The sequence below is a fragment of the Pseudomonas sp. Pse1 genome (genome assembly GCF_024519635.1).
Lineage (GTDB): Bacteria > Pseudomonadota > Gammaproteobacteria > Pseudomonadales > Pseudomonadaceae > Aquipseudomonas.
The window spans coordinates 61,082-78,148 of sequence record NZ_JALJRO010000009.1; the positions used below are offsets into that span (position 1 = coordinate 61,082).

General features: G+C 59.9%; 10 protein-coding genes and 1 pseudogene. 6 read left to right on the plus strand and 5 right to left on the minus strand.

Going from position 1 to position 17,067, the window contains the following annotated elements:
- The first annotated feature begins 234 nt into the window (after positions 1 to 234).
- The 4 genes and pseudogenes from NR126_RS15230 to NR126_RS29005 all read left to right on the plus strand — a co-directional run bounded on the left by NR126_RS15230 (position 235) and on the right by NR126_RS29005 (position 2,802).
- Entirely contained in the window at positions 235 to 465 is a 231-nt protein-coding gene (locus NR126_RS15230; protein WP_027617466.1) for a hypothetical protein, read from the plus strand.
- Entirely contained in the window at positions 462 to 764 is a 303-nt protein-coding gene (locus tag NR126_RS15235; protein ID WP_027617467.1) for a cell division protein ZapA, read from the plus strand. The genes NR126_RS15230 and NR126_RS15235 overlap by 4 nt, the downstream gene beginning before the upstream one ends.
- A 169-nt stretch (positions 765 to 933) precedes the next feature.
- A pseudogene (locus NR126_RS29000) lies at positions 934 to 1,938 on the plus strand (cache domain-containing protein); the annotation flags it as partial.
- Between the two features lie 132 nt (positions 1,939 to 2,070).
- Complete coding sequence (locus tag NR126_RS29005; protein ID WP_371321441.1) at positions 2,071 to 2,802, plus strand: methyl-accepting chemotaxis protein; 732 nt, start codon at positions 2,071 to 2,073, stop codon at positions 2,800 to 2,802.
- A 67-nt stretch (positions 2,803 to 2,869) separates the two neighbouring features.
- On the opposite strand, the gene NR126_RS15245 is transcribed toward NR126_RS29005, so the two are convergent.
- Both NR126_RS15245 and putA read right to left on the minus strand, forming a co-directional pair.
- Positions 2,870 to 4,672: an acyl-CoA dehydrogenase gene (locus NR126_RS15245; protein ID WP_105754026.1), complete on the minus strand. Its 1,803-nt coding sequence runs from the start codon at positions 4,670 to 4,672 to the stop codon at positions 2,870 to 2,872.
- Between the two features lie 273 nt (positions 4,673 to 4,945).
- Positions 4,946 to 8,899, minus strand: a complete 3,954-nt coding sequence (gene putA, locus NR126_RS15250) for a trifunctional transcriptional regulator/proline dehydrogenase/L-glutamate gamma-semialdehyde dehydrogenase (protein ID WP_105754025.1) — start codon at positions 8,897 to 8,899, stop codon at positions 4,946 to 4,948.
- 461 nt (positions 8,900 to 9,360) lie between these two features.
- On the opposite strand from putA, the gene putP reads away from it, so the two are divergent.
- Both putP and NR126_RS15260 read left to right on the plus strand, forming a co-directional pair.
- Positions 9,361 to 10,845, plus strand: a complete 1,485-nt coding sequence (putP, locus tag NR126_RS15255) for a sodium/proline symporter PutP (protein WP_027617471.1) — start codon at positions 9,361 to 9,363, stop codon at positions 10,843 to 10,845.
- Between the two features lie 169 nt (positions 10,846 to 11,014).
- Positions 11,015 to 11,851: a 23S rRNA (adenine(2030)-N(6))-methyltransferase RlmJ gene (locus tag NR126_RS15260; protein WP_256830558.1), complete on the plus strand. Its 837-nt coding sequence runs from the start codon at positions 11,015 to 11,017 to the stop codon at positions 11,849 to 11,851.
- 93 nt (positions 11,852 to 11,944) lie between these two features.
- Here the strand turns inward: NR126_RS15260 and msrA are convergent, their stop codons facing one another.
- From msrA to NR126_RS15275, 3 genes are all read right to left on the minus strand, one after another.
- A complete protein-coding gene (gene msrA / locus NR126_RS15265; protein WP_027617473.1) occupies positions 11,945 to 12,595 on the minus strand; it encodes a peptide-methionine (S)-S-oxide reductase MsrA in 651 nt (216 codons plus the stop codon).
- A gap of 74 nt (positions 12,596 to 12,669) precedes the next feature.
- On the minus strand, positions 12,670 to 15,363 hold the full coding sequence (locus NR126_RS15270) for a GGDEF and EAL domain-containing protein (protein WP_027617474.1): 2,694 nt from the start codon (positions 15,361 to 15,363) through the stop codon (positions 12,670 to 12,672).
- Positions 15,364 to 15,571: 208 nt separating this feature from the next.
- Positions 15,572 to 16,969 (minus strand): alkaline phosphatase D family protein, encoded by a 1,398-nt coding sequence (locus NR126_RS15275; protein WP_256830559.1) that lies wholly within the window; start codon positions 16,967 to 16,969, stop codon positions 15,572 to 15,574.
- Positions 16,970 to 17,067: the final 98 nt, after the last annotated feature.

Consider the following 17,067-nt stretch of genomic DNA (forward strand, 5'->3'; position numbering starts at 1 on the left):
ATGCTGTCAAAAAGCTTTTGCAGAGTAAAAACTTAACTCCCGGCACGCCCGCGCAATGAGTGTGTCGCCTGGCGAAATGACGAAGGGCGGGAACCAGAATGACCATTCACAGTCTTTAAAACTCGCGAGAAAGTCGCTGTCAGACAATTCCAGGCTCTACGCCTGAATAACCCTGGCGCCTGTGGTGACTTTTCTTTATCTTACGCGCCCTTTGAAAATGCCCGGAAAATCAAAATGTTGGAAACAACCCTCAGCCAATTGGAACAACTGGTCAGCGAACTGGTGCAACAGAACCAGGAACTGCTCGGCAAAAACACTTCCCTGAGTGCCGAACTGGCTCAGGCCAAGGACGAAAACGAAAGCCTGCAACTGAGCCTGATGGAACAGGAAGAGAAACAAGGCGCGACCGTCGCGCGCATTCAGGCCCTGGTTGAGCGTGTGAGCTCGGGTCCTGTCAGCGCATGAACCACGGTGTCGATGGGGTGAAAGTCGTCTCGATTCTCGGGGAGGACTATTCGATCAAGGCGCCGGCCGGTGAAGAGCAGACCCTGCTGGACGCCGCGCTGATGTTGAAAGCGGCGCTGGCCGAGACCAAAAAGCGCTATCCGACCCTGATCGGCGACAAACTGCTGGTGCTGGCCGCAATGAATCTGTGCTCCAAGCAACTGGAAATGCAAAAGCGCCACCAGCAGGAACTCGACCGTTATCAAGAGCAAGTCAGCGCCACGGTTGAGGTGATTGCCAAGACGATCAGCCAGGCCTGATCGATGTGAGCACAACCAAAGAGTAAATTGTCGATACGGCTGTATACAATCGGCACGGCAGTTGCAATGTGTTCCGCCTCTTACTCTTTGGGGGTGCCTCATGCAGTTCTGGCGACGCAGTATTCAATGGCAGTTGATCCTGAGCATGGGCACCGCCCTGCTCGTGAGCATGCTGATCGTGGTTGGCATTTATACCCTGGTGGTCAACCGCCTTGCCCAGAGCTATCTGGTCGAGCAGGCGCTGCCCTCGAGCATCGAGGCGATGCGCAACGACATCGAACGCATCCTCGGCCAACCGCTCACCGCCGCCAAAGATATCGCCAGCAACAGCATGCTGCGCGACTGGTTGGCGACCGGTGAAGACAGCGCGCAAATTCCTGCTTATACGCAATATCTGGAAGGCATCCGCGCCGAACACAAGGCTTTCACCGCTCTGATCATCGGCGGTGCTTCTCATCATTACATCACTGAAAAAGGCCTGGACCGCACCCTCAGTCGCTCCAAGCCCAGCGATGCCTGGTTCTTCTCGTTCCTGGACAGCGATCAATCGCGCACCCTCAATATCGACAATGACACCGCCACCGGAGAATTGGCGCTGTTCATCGATATCAAGGTCGAGCAGGCCGGCAAAGTGGTGGGCGTTGCCGGGCTGGGGCTGAGCGTGAAGGAGTTGTCGCAGCTGATTCACGACTTCAGCTTCGGTGAGCGCGGCAAGGTCTATCTCGTGCGTTCCGACGGGCTGATCCAGGTCCATCCCGAGGCGCAATTCAGCGGCAAACGCACCTTGACCGAGCAAATCGGCGAGTCGGCGGCGCAGGCCATCATGGGTCAAAAAACCGCCACGAGTCGCAGCTTTACCCGAGAGGGCGAGGATTATCTGGCATTGAGCATGCCGCTGCGGGGGCTTGGCTGGAGTCTGGTGGCCGAAGTGCCGCAGTCGCAGATCTACGCCGAAGCCCGACGTGCCATGTGGATGAGCAGCGGTATCGGTCTGGCGGTGGCATTGGTTTGCCTGTTGCTGGTGGTGCTGCTGGCCCGTGGTTTGGTGCGGCCGATTCGTCAGGTAACAACTGCGCTGGTCGCTATCGGTAGCGGTGGTGGCGATTTGACCCATCGGCTGGATGCCAGTCGTGCCGATGAGTTGGGTGATCTGGCCCGTGGCTTCAACCGGTTCCTCGATAGTCAGCGAGATATGATCGGCGAAGTACTGGCCACCAGCGATCGCTTACGGATGGCGGTCGGGCAGGTGGCGACCGTCGTCGAGAACACTGCCGAGCGCTCCGGACGTCAGCAGGAAATGACCGATATGGTCGCCACCGCCGTTCATGAAATGGGCCTGACGGTGCAGGAAATTGCGCAAAACGCCGGAAACGCGGCAGTCGCTTCGCAAAGTGCGCGAGATGAAGCCATGCAGGCGCGGGAAGTGGTGGGTGGCTCGATTCGCCATATTGAAAGCATGTCCGATGAAATCGGCGTCGCTGCCGGTGCCGTGGCTGAGTTGGCGGACCAGGTGGCGTCGATCGATCAGGTATTGGCAGTGATCCGCGGAATTTCTGAGCAGACTAATCTGCTGGCGCTCAACGCAGCCATTGAAGCGGCGCGGGCCGGCGATATGGGGCGCGGATTTGCCGTGGTCGCCGACGAGGTGCGGACGTTGGCGCGGCGCACCCAGTCGTCCACCGATGAGATTCAGCAGATGATCGGCAGCCTCAAGCAGGGGGCGCACAACGCTGTGTCATCCATGCATAGCGGCCAGGCAGCAACGGGTACCGGAGTTGAATCGAGCCAGCGCACGGGCGCCTCGTTGACCGCTATTACCGGGCAGGTAGAGCGCATCAGCGACATGAATCACCAGGTCGCGACGGCGACGGAAGAGCAGTCGGCGGTGACCGAGGAAATCAACCGCAACGTGCAGGGTATTTCCGATCTGGCGCGGGCGACGGCAGGGGAGGTGCGGGCTTGTCGTGAGGATTGTCAGACGTTGCAGCGCTTGGCGGATGATCTGGCGCGGCAGATGGGTGGGTTTCGTCTGAGCTGATAAATGCGTTGACTGTGCTGACATCCACTCGCAGTTAATGGATGTCAGCGACAGCGCAAGGCTTGAATCAGAACCACTCATCCTGCATCCCCAGGCAAACATCATCCCGAGCTTCAAGAATGGCCAGCTCATGCTGGCAGCCCGGCACCTCCCAGGTCAGGAAGTACCGCGCCGCCTGCAACTTGCCTTTATAGAAAGCCACATCCGCTGCATTGCCCTTGGCCAGCCCTTCCTCGGCACGAATCGCTTGCTCCAGCCAGCGCCAGCCAATCACCGTATGACCAAATACTTTGAGGTACAGCGCCGAGTTGGCCAGGCTGCTGTTGACCTTGCCTTGCCCGAGATCGGTCAGCAGGCCGATGGTCACCGTTTGCACGCGCGCCACCAGTGTTTCCAGCGGTTCACGCAGTGCATTCAGTGACTCGAATGCCTGGGCCCGCGCGCCGGTGGCGGCGATCAGACGGATCAATTGCTTCAGGCCTGCACCGCCGTTCTGCGCCAGTTTGCGTCCCAGCAGGTCCAGCGACTGAATGCCATGGGTGCCTTCGTGGATCGGGTTCAGGCGGTTGTCACGGTAATACTGCTCCACCGGGTATTCGCGGGTATAGCCGTGACCGCCGAGGATCTGGATCGCCAGTTCGTTGGCCTTCAGGCAAAACTCCGACGGCCAGGATTTGACGATCGGGGTCAGCAGATCGAGCAGTTCATGGGCCTGTTTGCGTTCGGCTTCGGTCTCAAGGGTGGTGGTGTCATCGAACAGCCGGGCCGCGTAAAGGCCGAGGTCGAAGGCGCCTTCCACGTAGGCTTTCTGGGTCAGCAGCATGCGCTTGACGTCGGCATGCTGGACGATCGACACCGGTGCAGTGGTTGGATCCTTGCTGTCCGGCAGGCGGCCCTGCGGACGTTCCCGGGCGTATTCCAGCGAATAGAGATAGCCGGCGTAGCCGAGCATCACCGCGCCCATGCCGACACCAATGCGCGCTTCGTTCATCATCTGGAACATGCAGCTCAGACCCTGGTGTGGTTTGCCCACCAGATAGCCGACGCAATTCCCGTTATCGCCGAAATTCAGCGCGGTGGAAGTGGTCCCGCGCCAGCCCATCTTGTGGAACAGCCCGGCCAGCAGCACGTCATTGCGCTGGCCCAGGCTGCCGTCGTCGTTGACCAGGAACTTGGGGACGATAAACAGCGAAATGCCCTTCACCCCGGGCGGCGCGTCGGGCAGTTTGGCCAGGACCATGTGCACGATGTTTTCCGACAGCGGGTGGTCGCCACCGGAGATGAAAATCTTGTTGCCCTTGATTCGATAACTGCCGTCGGCCGCCGGTTCGGCGCGGGTACGAATATCCGACAGCGACGAGCCAGCGTGGGGTTCGGTCAGGGCCATGGTGCCGAAGAAGCGGCCGTCGATCATCGGCTGTAGGAAGCGCTGTTTCTGCTCATCGGTGCCGAAGCTTTCGATCAGGTTGGCCGCGCCCATGGTCAGGAACGGATAGGAAGTGGACGCTGCGTTGGCCGATTGGAAGTGGGCGAAACAGGCTTGCGACAGTAAGGTGGGTAACTGCATGCCTCCAGCCTCGAAACTGCGTGCGGCATTGAGGAAGCCGGCTTCGAGGAACGCGTCGACGGCGGGTTTGACTTCCGGAATCAGGATCGCCTTGCCGTCTTCATAGCGCGGCTCGTTTTCGTCGCCCTTGCGGTTGTGCGGGGCAAAGAATTTTTCGGCGATGGTACGGGCGGTGCCGATGGCGGCATCGAAGGTTTCGCGGCTGTGCTCGGCGAAACGCTCACGCTGGGTCAGACCCTCGGCATCGAGGACTTCGTACAGCTCGAAAGCCAGATTGCGGGAACTGAGCAACGTCTCGGACATGGCGGCCTACCTTTTATTGGGATGGGCCGAGTCTAGGATGGGGAATAAACGATTAACAGGATGATTGATGAGCGTGATAGAGCCGCCAAACACCAACCTGTAGGAGCTGGCCAGCGAACGCGACAACACGTTGTTTCAGATTGACCGCGTTATCGTTCTTCGCTGGCAAGCCAGCTCCGACAGAGCGTGTGCATATTTGCGGTCTAGCGGCGCAGGCAAAAAAATGGGCGCCGATGAGGGCGCCCATTTTGTAGTCTCTGACGTTCGGCGAATTTAGCCGATCGTCATCAAGCTCGCATTACCACCCGCCGCAGCGGTGTTAACGCTCAACGCGCGCTCGATCACCAGTCGCTCCAGCGCAATGTTGGTTTCGCCTTGCGAGAGACCCTGGACGCCGACAATCGCGCCGGCACGCTTGGCCACTTGCTGGCAGACCGCTTGCAACTGGTCGGAATGGCCGTGGTGCAGGACGGCATCAAACACCACCTCATCCTTGTTCCAGTCGGAAATCAGGTTGATGCGTGCCTGAATATCCTTCGGCAGGCGTGCGAACAGCTTCTTGCTCAGCTCGGTTTCCGGCCAGACAGCCGAACCACCTACAGCCAATACCGCTGCCAGTTGCGTCAGCAGGTCGGCTTCGACTTCTGCCAGGCACAGCACGTGCTCGCGGGGTAGGATCGCGTAGCTGTTGCGCTCGCCGGTCGGGCCGGCCAAGGTGCGGGTGATACCGCTTTGCGATTGCTTGGCGAACTGCGCGCACAGGGCGCTCAGGTCATTGAGCTTGTGGCTTTCAGCCCAGGTTTTCAGGGCCGTCAGCGGCTTGCTCATGGCGTCACGCAGACGGGTATCCGGTGCGGTCTCGGCGTCGGCACGGGCAAAGGATTGCTCGATCGCGTCGCTTGGGCGAGTCGACAGCAGGCGATACAGGTACAGCGGACCACCGGCTTTAGGGCCAGTGCCCGACAGGCCTTCGCCACCGAACGGCTGGACGCCGACCACGGCACCCACGATGTTGCGGTTAACGTAGACGTTACCGGCATTGACGTTGTCGATCACCTTGGCGATGGTCTCGTCGATGCGAGTGTGCACGCCCAGGGTCAGGCCGTAGCCAGATGCGTTGATCTGCGCGATCAACTGGTCGATATCTTTGCGCTTGTAACGAACCACGTGCAGTACCGGGCCGAAGATCTCGCGTTGCAGCTCATCGAAGCTTTCCAGCTCGATCAGGGTCGGCATGACGAAGGTGCCGCGTTTGACTTCTTCGGCGTCGGCGATAGCCACTTGGTACACGCTGCGGCCTTTGTCGCGCATGCCCTGGATGTGCTTCTCGATACCGGCCTTGGCTTCGGCGTCGATCACCGGGCCGATGTCCACGTTTAGGCGTTCCGGGTTGCCCAGGCGCGATTCGGCCATGGCGCCCTTGAGCATTTCGATGACACGGTCGGCGGAATCTTCCTGCAGACACAGCACGCGCAGGGCCGAGCACCGCTGGCCGGCGCTGTCGAAGGCCGAGGACACCACGTCGATGACGACTTGTTCGGTCAGTGCCGAAGAGTCGACGATCATCGCGTTCTGGCCGCCGGTTTCGGCGATCAGCGGGATTGGACGACCCTGGCTGTCCAGGCGCCCGGCAATGTTGCGTTGCAGCAAGCGAGCCACTTCGGTGGAACCGGTGAACATCACGCCTTTGACCCGATCGTCGCCGACCAGGCCGGCACCGACGGTTTCGCCACGGCCCGGCAGCAGTTGCAACACGCCTTCGGGAATCCCGGCTTCCAGCATCAGGCGCACCGCCTGGGCAGCCACCAGCGGGGTTTGCTCAGCAGGTTTGGCCAGCACTGGGTTACCGGCGGCCAGGGCAGCAGCCACCTGGCCGCTGAAAATTGCCAGCGGGAAGTTCCACGGGCTGATGCACACCACCGGGCCCAGTGGGCGGTGGGCGTCGTTGCTGAAGTCGTTGCGCGCCTGCACCGCGTAGTAGCGCAGGAAGTCCACGGCTTCGCGCACTTCGGCGATGGCGTTGGCAAAAGTCTTGCCGGCTTCGCGGGCCAACAGGCCCATCAGCGGCTGGATATCGGCCTCCATCAGATCGGCAGCGCGTTCCAGGATCGCTGCGCGTTCGGCCGGTGGCGTGGCTTGCCAGATCGGTGCGGCGTTGAGGGCGCACTGGATCGCATTGTCGACGTCTTCGACCGTGGCTTCCTGGACATGGCCGACTACGTCACGCAGGTCCGACGGGTTCAGTACCGGTGCTGGGGTTTCGCTGCTGGAGGCGCAACCGAGCATCGGCGCGGCTTTCCAGTTGTTGTGCGCGGTCGCGAGCAGGGCGCAGGACAACGACGCCAGGCGATGTTCGTTGGCCATGTCGATGCCGCTGGAGTTAGCGCGCTCGGAACCGTACAGGTCTCGCGGCAACGGGATGCGCGGGTGCGGCAGGCCGAAACCACCCTCCACGGTCGCCATCTGTTCAATGCTGGCGACCGGATCGGCCACCAGTTCCTGGATGGAAATCGACTGGTCGGCGATGCGGTTGACGAACGAGGTGTTCGCGCCGTTTTCCAGCAGGCGACGTACCAGGTAAGCCAGCAGGGTTTCGTGGGTGCCGACCGGTGCGTACACGCGGCACGGACGGTTCAGTTTGCCCTCGGAAACTTTGCCTACAACCTGTTCGTACAGTGGTTCACCCATGCCGTGCAGGCACTGGAACTCGTACTGCCCTGGGTAATAGTTCTGACCGGCGATGTGATAGATGGCCGACAGAGTGTGGGCGTTGTGCGTGGCGAACTGCGGGTAGATGACTTCCGGCACCGACAGCAGTTTGCGTGCGCAAGCAATGTAGGAAACGTCGGTGTACACCTTGCGGGTGTAGACCGGATAGCCTTCCAGGCCTTCGACCTGGGCGCGCTTGATTTCGCTGTCCCAGTACGCGCCTTTCACCAGGCGGATCATCAGGCGATGACGGCTGCGACGAGCCAGGTCGATCACGTAGTCGATCACGTAAGGGCAGCGCTTTTGGTAAGCCTGGATGACGAAACCGATACCGTTCCAGCCGGTCAGTTGCGGCTCGAAGCACAGTCGCTCGAGCAGATCCAGCGACAGCTCCAGGCGGTCGGCTTCTTCGGCATCGATGTTCAGGCCGATGTCGTATTGCTTGGCCAGCAGGGTCAGCGACAGCAGGCGCGGGTACAGCTCGTCCATCACGCGCTCGTATTGGGCGCGGCTGTAGCGTGGGTGCAGGGCCGACAGCTTGATGGAGATGCCCGGGCCTTCATAAATGCCACGGCCGTGGGAAGCCTTGCCGATCGAGTGGATGGCTTGCTCGTAGGACGCGAGGTATTTCTGCGCGTCATGTTCGGTCAGTGCGGCTTCACCGAGCATGTCGTAGGAATAGCGGAAGCCCTTGCTTTCGAACTTACTGGCGTTGGCCAGGGCTTCGGCGATGGTTTCGCCGGTGACGAACTGCTCGCCCATCAGGCGCATGGCCATGTCGACGCCCTTGCGGATCATCGGCTCGCCGCTCTTGCCGATGATGCGGCTCAGGGACGAAGTCAGGCCGGCTTCGTTGTGGGTGGAGACCAGTTTGCCGGTCAGCAGCAGGCCCCAGGTGGCGGCGTTGACGAACAGCGAAGGGCTGTTGCCCAGATGCGGTTGCCAGTTGCCGGTGCTAATCTTGTCGCGGATCAGTGCGTCGCGGGTGCCTTTATCCGGAATCCGCAGCAGGGCTTCGGCCAGGCACATGAGCGCCACGCCTTCCTGGGACGACAGGGAAAACTCCTGCAGCAGGCCCTGAACGATGCCGGCACGGCCACCGGCGCTCTTCTGATTGCGCAGTTTTTCGGCAATCGAGGCAGCCAGTTTGTTGGTGGCTTCGGCCATCGTTGCCGGCAGGCGCGCCTGCTCGATCAGCATTGGCACCACTTCGGGTTCCGGGCGACGGTAGGCGGCGGTAATGGAAGCGCGCAGCACCGATTGCGGGAGGATGCTTTCAGCGAACTCGAGGAAGCACTGGTGCGCGTGGTCGACCTGCACCTCGGCACTGTCGTCCGCATCGACGCGGGTCAAACCGTTGAGCTCGGTCAGGGTTGCACCACCCTCGAGTTTTTCCAGGTAATTGAAAATCGCCTGCTTGATCAGCCAGTGTGGCGTGCGATCAATCGAGGTCGCGGCGGCTTTGAGGCGCTCGCGGGTTGGGTCGTCGAGTTTGACCCCAAGGGTGGTGGTAGCCATATTTTTATCCTCATGTTTGCCACGACTGCGTGGCATCAGCTGGCGGCAAGATTAGCCGCGAGCTGAAAGAGGTGCAACCGGGTGCAACCCTTTTTTTGCCCGATATGTCGGCAGCTCGTCAGGAAATAAATCCTGGTACATCCGGCTTGAACGTTGATGGTGCATTTTCTTGTAGTGGTTTGGGTTTTTTGCTCCGAAAGGGAGCAAGAAACTGTCCCGGAAAATAAATTTCCGACTGGGTGCAACTTAATCGGCCGAAACTGGTTGCACCTTATTTGCATTGTTGAATAGGATTCGCGCCCAAGGTGCAACCGTCCACAAGACGATTCATCGGCTGATGGCTTTCCTGGGGAAACATCAGTCATAAATGCGCGGATTATCCGATCGTCTTTCAAGCGTAATCGTTTGGCGGCGCTCCATCAGACCGCTGCTACATAAAAACAAAGCCAGGGCGTAACTCAATGAGTGCAAGCAATCCAACCCTGATCACGTTCGTGATCTACATCGCAGCAATGGTGCTGATCGGCTTCATGGCCTATCGCTCCACCAACAACCTTTCCGATTATATTCTCGGTGGCCGTAGCCTCGGCAGCGTGGTGACCGCGCTTTCCGCTGGCGCTTCCGACATGAGCGGCTGGTTGCTGATGGGCCTGCCGGGCGCCATCTACATGTCCGGTCTGTCGGAAAGCTGGATCGCCATCGGCCTGATCGTCGGTGCCTACCTGAACTGGCTGTTCGTCGCCGGTCGTCTGCGCGTGCAGACCGAGCACAACGGTGATGCACTGACGCTGCCGGACTACTTCTCCAGCCGTTTCGAAGACAAGAGCGGTCTGCTGCGGATCATCTCTGCGATCGTGATCCTGGTGTTCTTCACCATCTATTGCGCCTCCGGCATCGTGGCTGGCGCCCGTCTGTTCGAAAGCACCTTCGGCATGTCCTACGAGACTGCGCTGTGGGCCGGCGCTGCGGCGACCATTGCCTACACCTTTGTCGGTGGTTTCCTGGCGGTAAGCTGGACTGACACTGTGCAAGCCACACTGATGATCTTCGCCCTGTTGCTGACGCCGATCATCGTGCTGCTGGCCACCGGTGGCGTCGACACCACGTTCCTCGCCATCGAGGCGCAGAACCCTGAAAACTTCAACATGCTCAAAGGCACCACCTTCATCGGGATTATCTCGCTGATGGGTTGGGGTCTGGGCTACTTCGGCCAACCGCACATCCTGGCGCGCTTCATGGCGGCGGATTCGGTGAAATCGATTGCCAACGCCCGTCGTATCTCCATGACCTGGATGATCCTGTGCCTGGGCGGCACCGTGGCGGTAGGCTTCTTCGGCATTGCTTACTTCTCGGCGCACCCGGAAGTTGCGGCTCCGGTGACCGAAAACCATGAGCGCGTGTTCATCGAACTGGCGAAGATCCTCTTCAATCCATGGATCGCGGGCGTGCTGCTGTCGGCTATTCTGGCTGCCGTGATGAGCACCCTGAGCTGCCAGTTGCTGGTGTGCTCGAGCGCCTTGACCGAAGACTTCTACAAGGCTTTCCTGCGCAAAAATGCTTCCCAGCTGGAACTGGTGTGGATTGGTCGTGCGATGGTCCTGGTGGTTGCGCTGATTGCCATTGCCATGGCTGCCAATCCGGAAAACCGCGTACTGGGTCTGGTGAGCTACGCCTGGGCCGGCTTCGGTGCCGCTTTCGGTCCGGTGGTACTGATTTCGGTACTGTGGAAAGGCATGACCCGGAACGGCGCACTGGCCGGTATCCTGGTCGGCGCGATCACCGTGATCGTCTGGAAGCATTTCGCTCTGCTCGGCCTGTACGAAATCATCCCGGGCTTCATCTTCGCCAGCCTGGCCATTTTCATGGTCAGCAAGCTGGGCGAGCCGTCGGCGGGCATGCTGCAGCGTTTCGCGGCGGCGGAGAAAGATTTCCACCTGAACAAGTAATCGAAGGGGCTTAGGTCCTGATCAATTACTGATCAAAAAAACGGCTCGCACCCTCAAGGTGCGGGCCGTTTTTTTGTGCTCGTCTTTCCTGCCCAGGGGCCACTCGGCTGTGAACCCCTGACGCTGGGCGCACTACAGGGTAAACTTCGCCTCCTTCGCAGGAGCAATCATGAATTATCGTCACGCCTTCCACGCCGGCAATCACGCCGATGTGTTCAAACACCTGACCTTGACCCGCCTCATCGCCCTGATGTCGCGCAAGGAGCAGCCGTTTGCCTATCTCGACACTCACGCTGGCATTGGTCTGTATGACCTGCAAGGCGATCAGGCCAACCGCACCGGCGAGTATCTGGAAGGCATCGCGCGGCTGTGGGGCGAGCCGGACCTGCCGATTTTGACGGCTGACTACATGCAGGTGCTGCATGAAATGAACCCGGATGGCCAGTTGCGCTACTACCCCGGTTCGCCAGAGCTTGCGCGACGTCTGACCCGGCCACAGGACCGGGTGTTGCTCAACGAGAAGCACCCGGAAGACGGCTTGCTGCTCAAGGACAACATGAAGGGTGATCGTCGGGTCAAAGTGCATCTGGGCGAAGGTTGGCATGTGCCGCGTGCGCTGTTGCCGGTGCCGGAAAAGCGCGGCCTGATGCTCATCGACCCACCGTTCGAGAAGCTTGACGAGATGCAACGTTGCGCCGCGTCGCTTAAAGAGGCGATTGGCCGGATGCGTCAGACCGTAGCTGCGATCTGGTACCCGGTGAAGGATCAGCGCATGTTGCGCCGCTTTTATCAGGACCTGGCCGGCAGCGGTGCGCCGAAGCTGTTGCGTGTCGAATTACTGGTTCATCCGCTGGACACCCCGAACAGCCTGAACGGCTCCGGGCTGGCGATCGCCAATCCACCGTGGGGGTTGGAAGAGGAGTTGCGTGAGTTGCTGCCTTGGCTGTCGAAGAAGCTCGGCCAGACCCAGGGTGGGTGGCAGATGGATTGGCTTATTGCTGAATAAGGTCACCGTCTGACCGATCCCATCGCGGGCAAGCCCGCTCCCACAGTTTTGGTGGGAGCGGGCTTGCCCGCGATGCTTTTCAGCTGCCGAAAGTCAGATCGGGCAGGTCACGCCCGTACCGCCGATCCCGCAGTAGCCTTCAGGGTTTTTCGCCAGGTATTGCTGGTGATAGGCCTCGGCGAAGTACACGGTTGGCGCTTGGTCGATCTCGGTGCTGATCTCGCCCAGACCAGCCTTGCTCAGTTCCGCCTGGTAGGTGGCCTTGCTCTTTTGCGCCGCTTCCAGTTGCTCCGGGGTCGTGGCATAGATGGCCGAGCGGTACTGGGTGCCGATGTCATTGCCCTGGCGCATGCCCTGGGTCGGGTTGTGCAGTTCCCAGAACATCGCCAGCAGTTCGTTGTAGCTGACCTTGGCCTTGTCATACACCACCAACACCACTTCGGTGTGGCCGGTCAGGCCCGAGCAAACCTCTTCGTAGGTTGGGTTCGGGGTGAAGCCGCCAGCGTAACCGACCACCGTGCTGACCACGCCGTCACGCTGCCAGAAGCGTCGCTCTGCGCCCCAGAAGCAGCCCAGGCCGAAGATTGCGAAGTCGACATCCTGGAAGAACGGGCCGAGCAGCGGAGTGTCTTTGAACACGAAGTGGTTTTCCGGCAGCGTCATCGCTGTTTCACGGCCAGGCAGAGCTTGTTCTTTGGTAGGCAGCACGTTTTTATTCACCAGAATTTCCGAGCGCAAGACCATGATCAGTCCTCCAGTCAGGTTGGGGATGTAGGTAAAGAGTCAGACCACCAGTGTGCCCGAGTGTTGCCGCGCTGTCAGGCGATTGGGCCGCGTGGGTAGCGTTTGAGCTTGTCGATCAGCTCGGCCCCGGGAATGGGACGGTCGAACAGGTAACCCTGGCCAACGTCGCAGCGATGGCGCCGCAGGAACGCCAACTGGGCGGCGGTCTCGATCCCTTCGGCTACCACCTTGAGCTTGAGGTTGTGGGCCATGGCAATCACCGCCGAGGTGATTTCCATGTCGTCCTGGTTGTCAGGGATTTCGTGGATGAAGCTGCGATCGATCTTGATGATGTCGATCGGGAATTTCTTCAGGTAACTGAGGGACGAGTAGCCGGTGCCGAAATCGTCCATGGCCAGGGTCAGGCCCAGACGCTTGAGTTGCTCGAGTTGCTGGTGGGTGTCTTCGGTGGCTTCCAGCAGTAGGCCTTCGGTCAGTTCCAGCTCCAGCAAATGCGCGGGAAGCTGCTCTTCCTTGAGAATATTGGCGATCGACGACACCAGATCCGGGTCGGAGAATTGCTTGGGTGAAAGGTTGATTGCCACCTGCAGATTGCCCAGGCCTGCGGCGCTCAACTCGATGCTCATGCGGCAGGCCTGGCGGGCGATCCACTTGCCGATCGGGATAATCAGGCCGGTCTCTTCGGCGACGCTGATGAACTGGTCCGGGCGGATCATGCCCTTTTCCGGGTGATTCCAGCGCAGCAGCGCCTCCATACCCAGCAGGCGGCCGGTGCGCAGGCACAACTTGGGCTGGTAAAACACGTCCAGTTCATTCTGGGTCAGGGCGCGGCGCAGGTTGTTTTCCACGAACAGCTTGTAGCTGGCCTCGGCGTTCAAGGCCTCAGTGAACACCTGGACCTGATGCTTTCCATTGGCCTTGGCCTTGTGCAGCGCCAGGCCGGCATTGCGCATCAGGGTCTGGGGATCGCTGCCGTGCAGCGGCGCACACGCCACGCCCACCGAGGCGGTCACGCTGATCAGCTGGTTGTCGACGAACATTGGCTTGTCCAGCGTCATCAGCAACTGGCTGGCCATTTGCTGGCCGACATGCAGGCTGGCGTCGTCCAGCAGCACGGCGAATTCGTTACTGGCAAACCGCGCCAGGCTGCCGCTCGGGCTCAGGCTGTTACGCAGGCGCCGGGCGAGGCTGATCAACAGCTTGTCGCCGGTCTGGTGGCCGAGGCTGTCGTTAATCCGCTTGAAGTTGTCGATGTCCACCAGCAGTAGGCAGGTCGGGCTGTCGCTGTTGCGGGCGAAGCGCTCGTCGAGGTTGCGGATGAATGCCGGGCGGTTGCCCAGGTTGGTCAGGTTGTCGGTGTAGGCCAGGCGCTCGATACGTTGCTGGGCGAGCTTGGTCTGGGTGATGTCTTCGTAGATGCCGATGTAATGGGTCAGCTCGCGGTTGTCGCCGTACACCTTGGAGATCGACAACTGGCCCCAGTAGGGCTCCAGGTTTTTGCGCCGACTCTTGAATTCACCTTGCCAGCTGTTGCTTTTGGCCAGGCTGGAGGGCGCATCGAACAGCAGCTCGCTGAGGTTCTCCAGGGCCGGCAATTCCGACAGCCGATAGCCGTGGACTTCTTCGGTGCTGTACTGGGTGATCGCAGTGAAGCTCGGGTTGACGTATTCGACCACGCCATCGCAATTGACCAGCAAAAAGGCGTTGGCGCTTTGCTCGACAGCGCGCTGGAACAGGTGCAGGGCGCTGGTTGCCGTGCGGCGGTTGTGATTGTTGATGACCTGGGCGAACTGGTCGGCCAGTTCACCGGCGAAGGCGACTTCATCGGATTGCCAGGCGCGGGTGACTCCGGTCTGCTCAAGACAGAGCACGCCGACCACCTGGCCATCGACGCGGATGCTGGCGTCGAGCATGGCGTTGACGTCGCGCGGGCGCAGGCTCTCGGCCATGTCCCGGGTGCGCGGGTCGTGCATGGCGTTGTGCGCATCGATGGCCCGGCTGGAGTGCAGGGCTTCGAGGTAATCGGGGAAGCCGCTGGCATCGATGATCTCCGGCAGGCGGTACTCCTGGGAGGCGCGGTGGTAGGCGGAGATCGGCAGCAGGCGCTGGCCGTCGAGGTTCCACAGGCTGGCGCTGTCGATTTCGTAGATCTCGCAGGCGCTGCGGGTAATCAGTTTGGCGGCCTCCTGCAAGGAGTTGCCGGAACTGTAGCGCTGGCGTGCGAGCAGCAGGATCAGGTCTTGTTGGGCGCGCATGCGCTCAAGATGCTGCAATTGCTCCTGTTGTGCGCGCTGATTCAATTCCAGGGCAATCTGCAGGCGTGAGTTCTGGGTTTCCAGATCGAGTGCCGGCACCAGCGGATCATTTTCGAACATGCCATCGACCACCAGCAGGTAGCCGCGTAGCAGGTGACGATTGTGTTGCTTGTAGGCTTCGCCCATTTCCAGCAGGTTCAGGGAGCCTTGGGCTGTGTGCAGGGTATAGCGCACCAGGTAATGCGGGCTTTCAGTCAGTTGCTGCTGGATTGCGTCGTGCAACTGGTAGCGGGCCTCGGGCTCCATCAGGCTGGCGTAGGGCGAGCCGACCAGAGCGCAGAGTTCGACCGCTGGCAAGCCAAACTGACGTTCGCAGTTGGGGTCGAGAAACAGCAGGGCCCAGCTTGCTTCATTCAGCCGTTCGAAACGCAACATGCCGAGCCGCGAGGGCACAGGCAACTGCGTCACTACCTCGGCCACCATTCGGTTGGCGGCATCGGGATGGCTTTTCATTGAAGAAACTCGCTTCGGAAATGCTGAGCGCGATGGGCTCTCGCCCTCTGTTCTGTTGCCTGGCGCAAGGTTGCATGATGCAGCACGGACTGACAATAGAAGATGAAGGCTAAATGCTATAAGCGTTTATCGGCAGGCCTGCGAATTTCTGTAGGAAAAACTAACAGCTAGAAGCCGGCTTGGTGGCAGCCGGCTCCTGAGATGTTTTTTACAGCTGCAGTGGCAGGTTGACCGAGTACAAGTGCTCACCGTCGCAGTCGCGGTACTCCACTCGAATATGCTCCCGCTCGACCTCGAGGTAGGCAAAGTTATCCTGGCTGATCACTTTGCTGGTCCATTCAAGGTGATAGTCGCCCGATTCGGTCTGCGCCAGAGGCTGGTCGAGGATGAAGGAGGAGGCGCTTGCATAGGGCAGCAGGGCGCTGTTGCAAAAGGGCGACGAGACGATGGTCTGGACCTCGAAGTCCGCATCCTCACGGTGTCGCAGGCGCGAAGTCAGCGAGCCGTGGACGTCACCCGTAACGACGATGACGTTCTTGATTCTGTGCTTGCGAATGGTGTCCAGGATGCGCAGGCGTTGCTCGGGAAAAGCCTTCCAGGCGTCAGTGCCGTTGTCTTTATTGTCTGGAAAGAACATCACACTGGTGACCAGAAATTTGACCCGCGCAGGGCTATTGATCAGCCAGGAAATCAGCGCGTCTTCCTGTTCTGCATCGAGGATGCGCCGGTCATTGGCTGAAAGGTCGCGTCGGGTTCGACTGTCAGTGACAAACCATTCGATATCCCCTTGGGCGAACTGATACCAGTAATGTCCCAGTTTGCGCGCTGGCTGCCCACTGGGAAGCAGTTCATGGACGGGGCTGTGGCTGGCTTGATAAATCTCATAGGCCGCCATGGCATTGCGGTACAACGCGACGTCATTGTTGGCATTGGCGGGCCAGTTATCTTCTATTTCGTGGTCATCCAGAATCATGTAGGTCGGCACTGATGCCATGAGCGCCTGGATATGGGGTTGGGAAAAGGCTGCGCGGTATTTGGCAAGGATCTCCTTGTATTCGCGATCGGGGCTGACAACGTTCATGTCGTCGACGTAGATCTGGTCGCCGGTCATCACCAGCGCGCCGACGGGAATTAATGCGTTTTTTTTGACGAGGGTATGAATGGCCGAGAAAATCTTATCGCCCTTTGAGGGATATGAAGGGATTCCCAGGGTCATTCGCAAGTAACGGCAGGAGCCAACGATGTAACTTCGTGGTGTAGTTACTTCGCTGGAAATCGTGCGGAGTTGATAAATCTGCTTGGGCCACTGTAAGGGCCACTCCAGTAGTGTTTGCTCGCTCGGCTGCTCTTTGCCGGAACTGAACCAGCCAGCCTGATATTCATAGCGCGTGTCGCTGCCCAGGTTATTCAGGGCGATGACGTTCGAGAAGTCACGGAGTGCTGAAAGCTCGGCAAACAGGGGGGCAGACCAGTCGGTATCGCCACGACGTCGATAACGTACGGCGGCATATGTCCACTCGTTGTTAATGGATCCACCACGAATAAACAGGCGTGTGTGATGGGGCGTTGTATGGCCGACAATAGGGCCGACAGTAGGCTGAAACATATTCGAGTCCATTCGAAGTGCATCATTAATTTGGGGAGTAACCCGTCAGCGTTGCGCTGAACCCGACTTATCGTATGGCGATGGGCGCAATAAATATT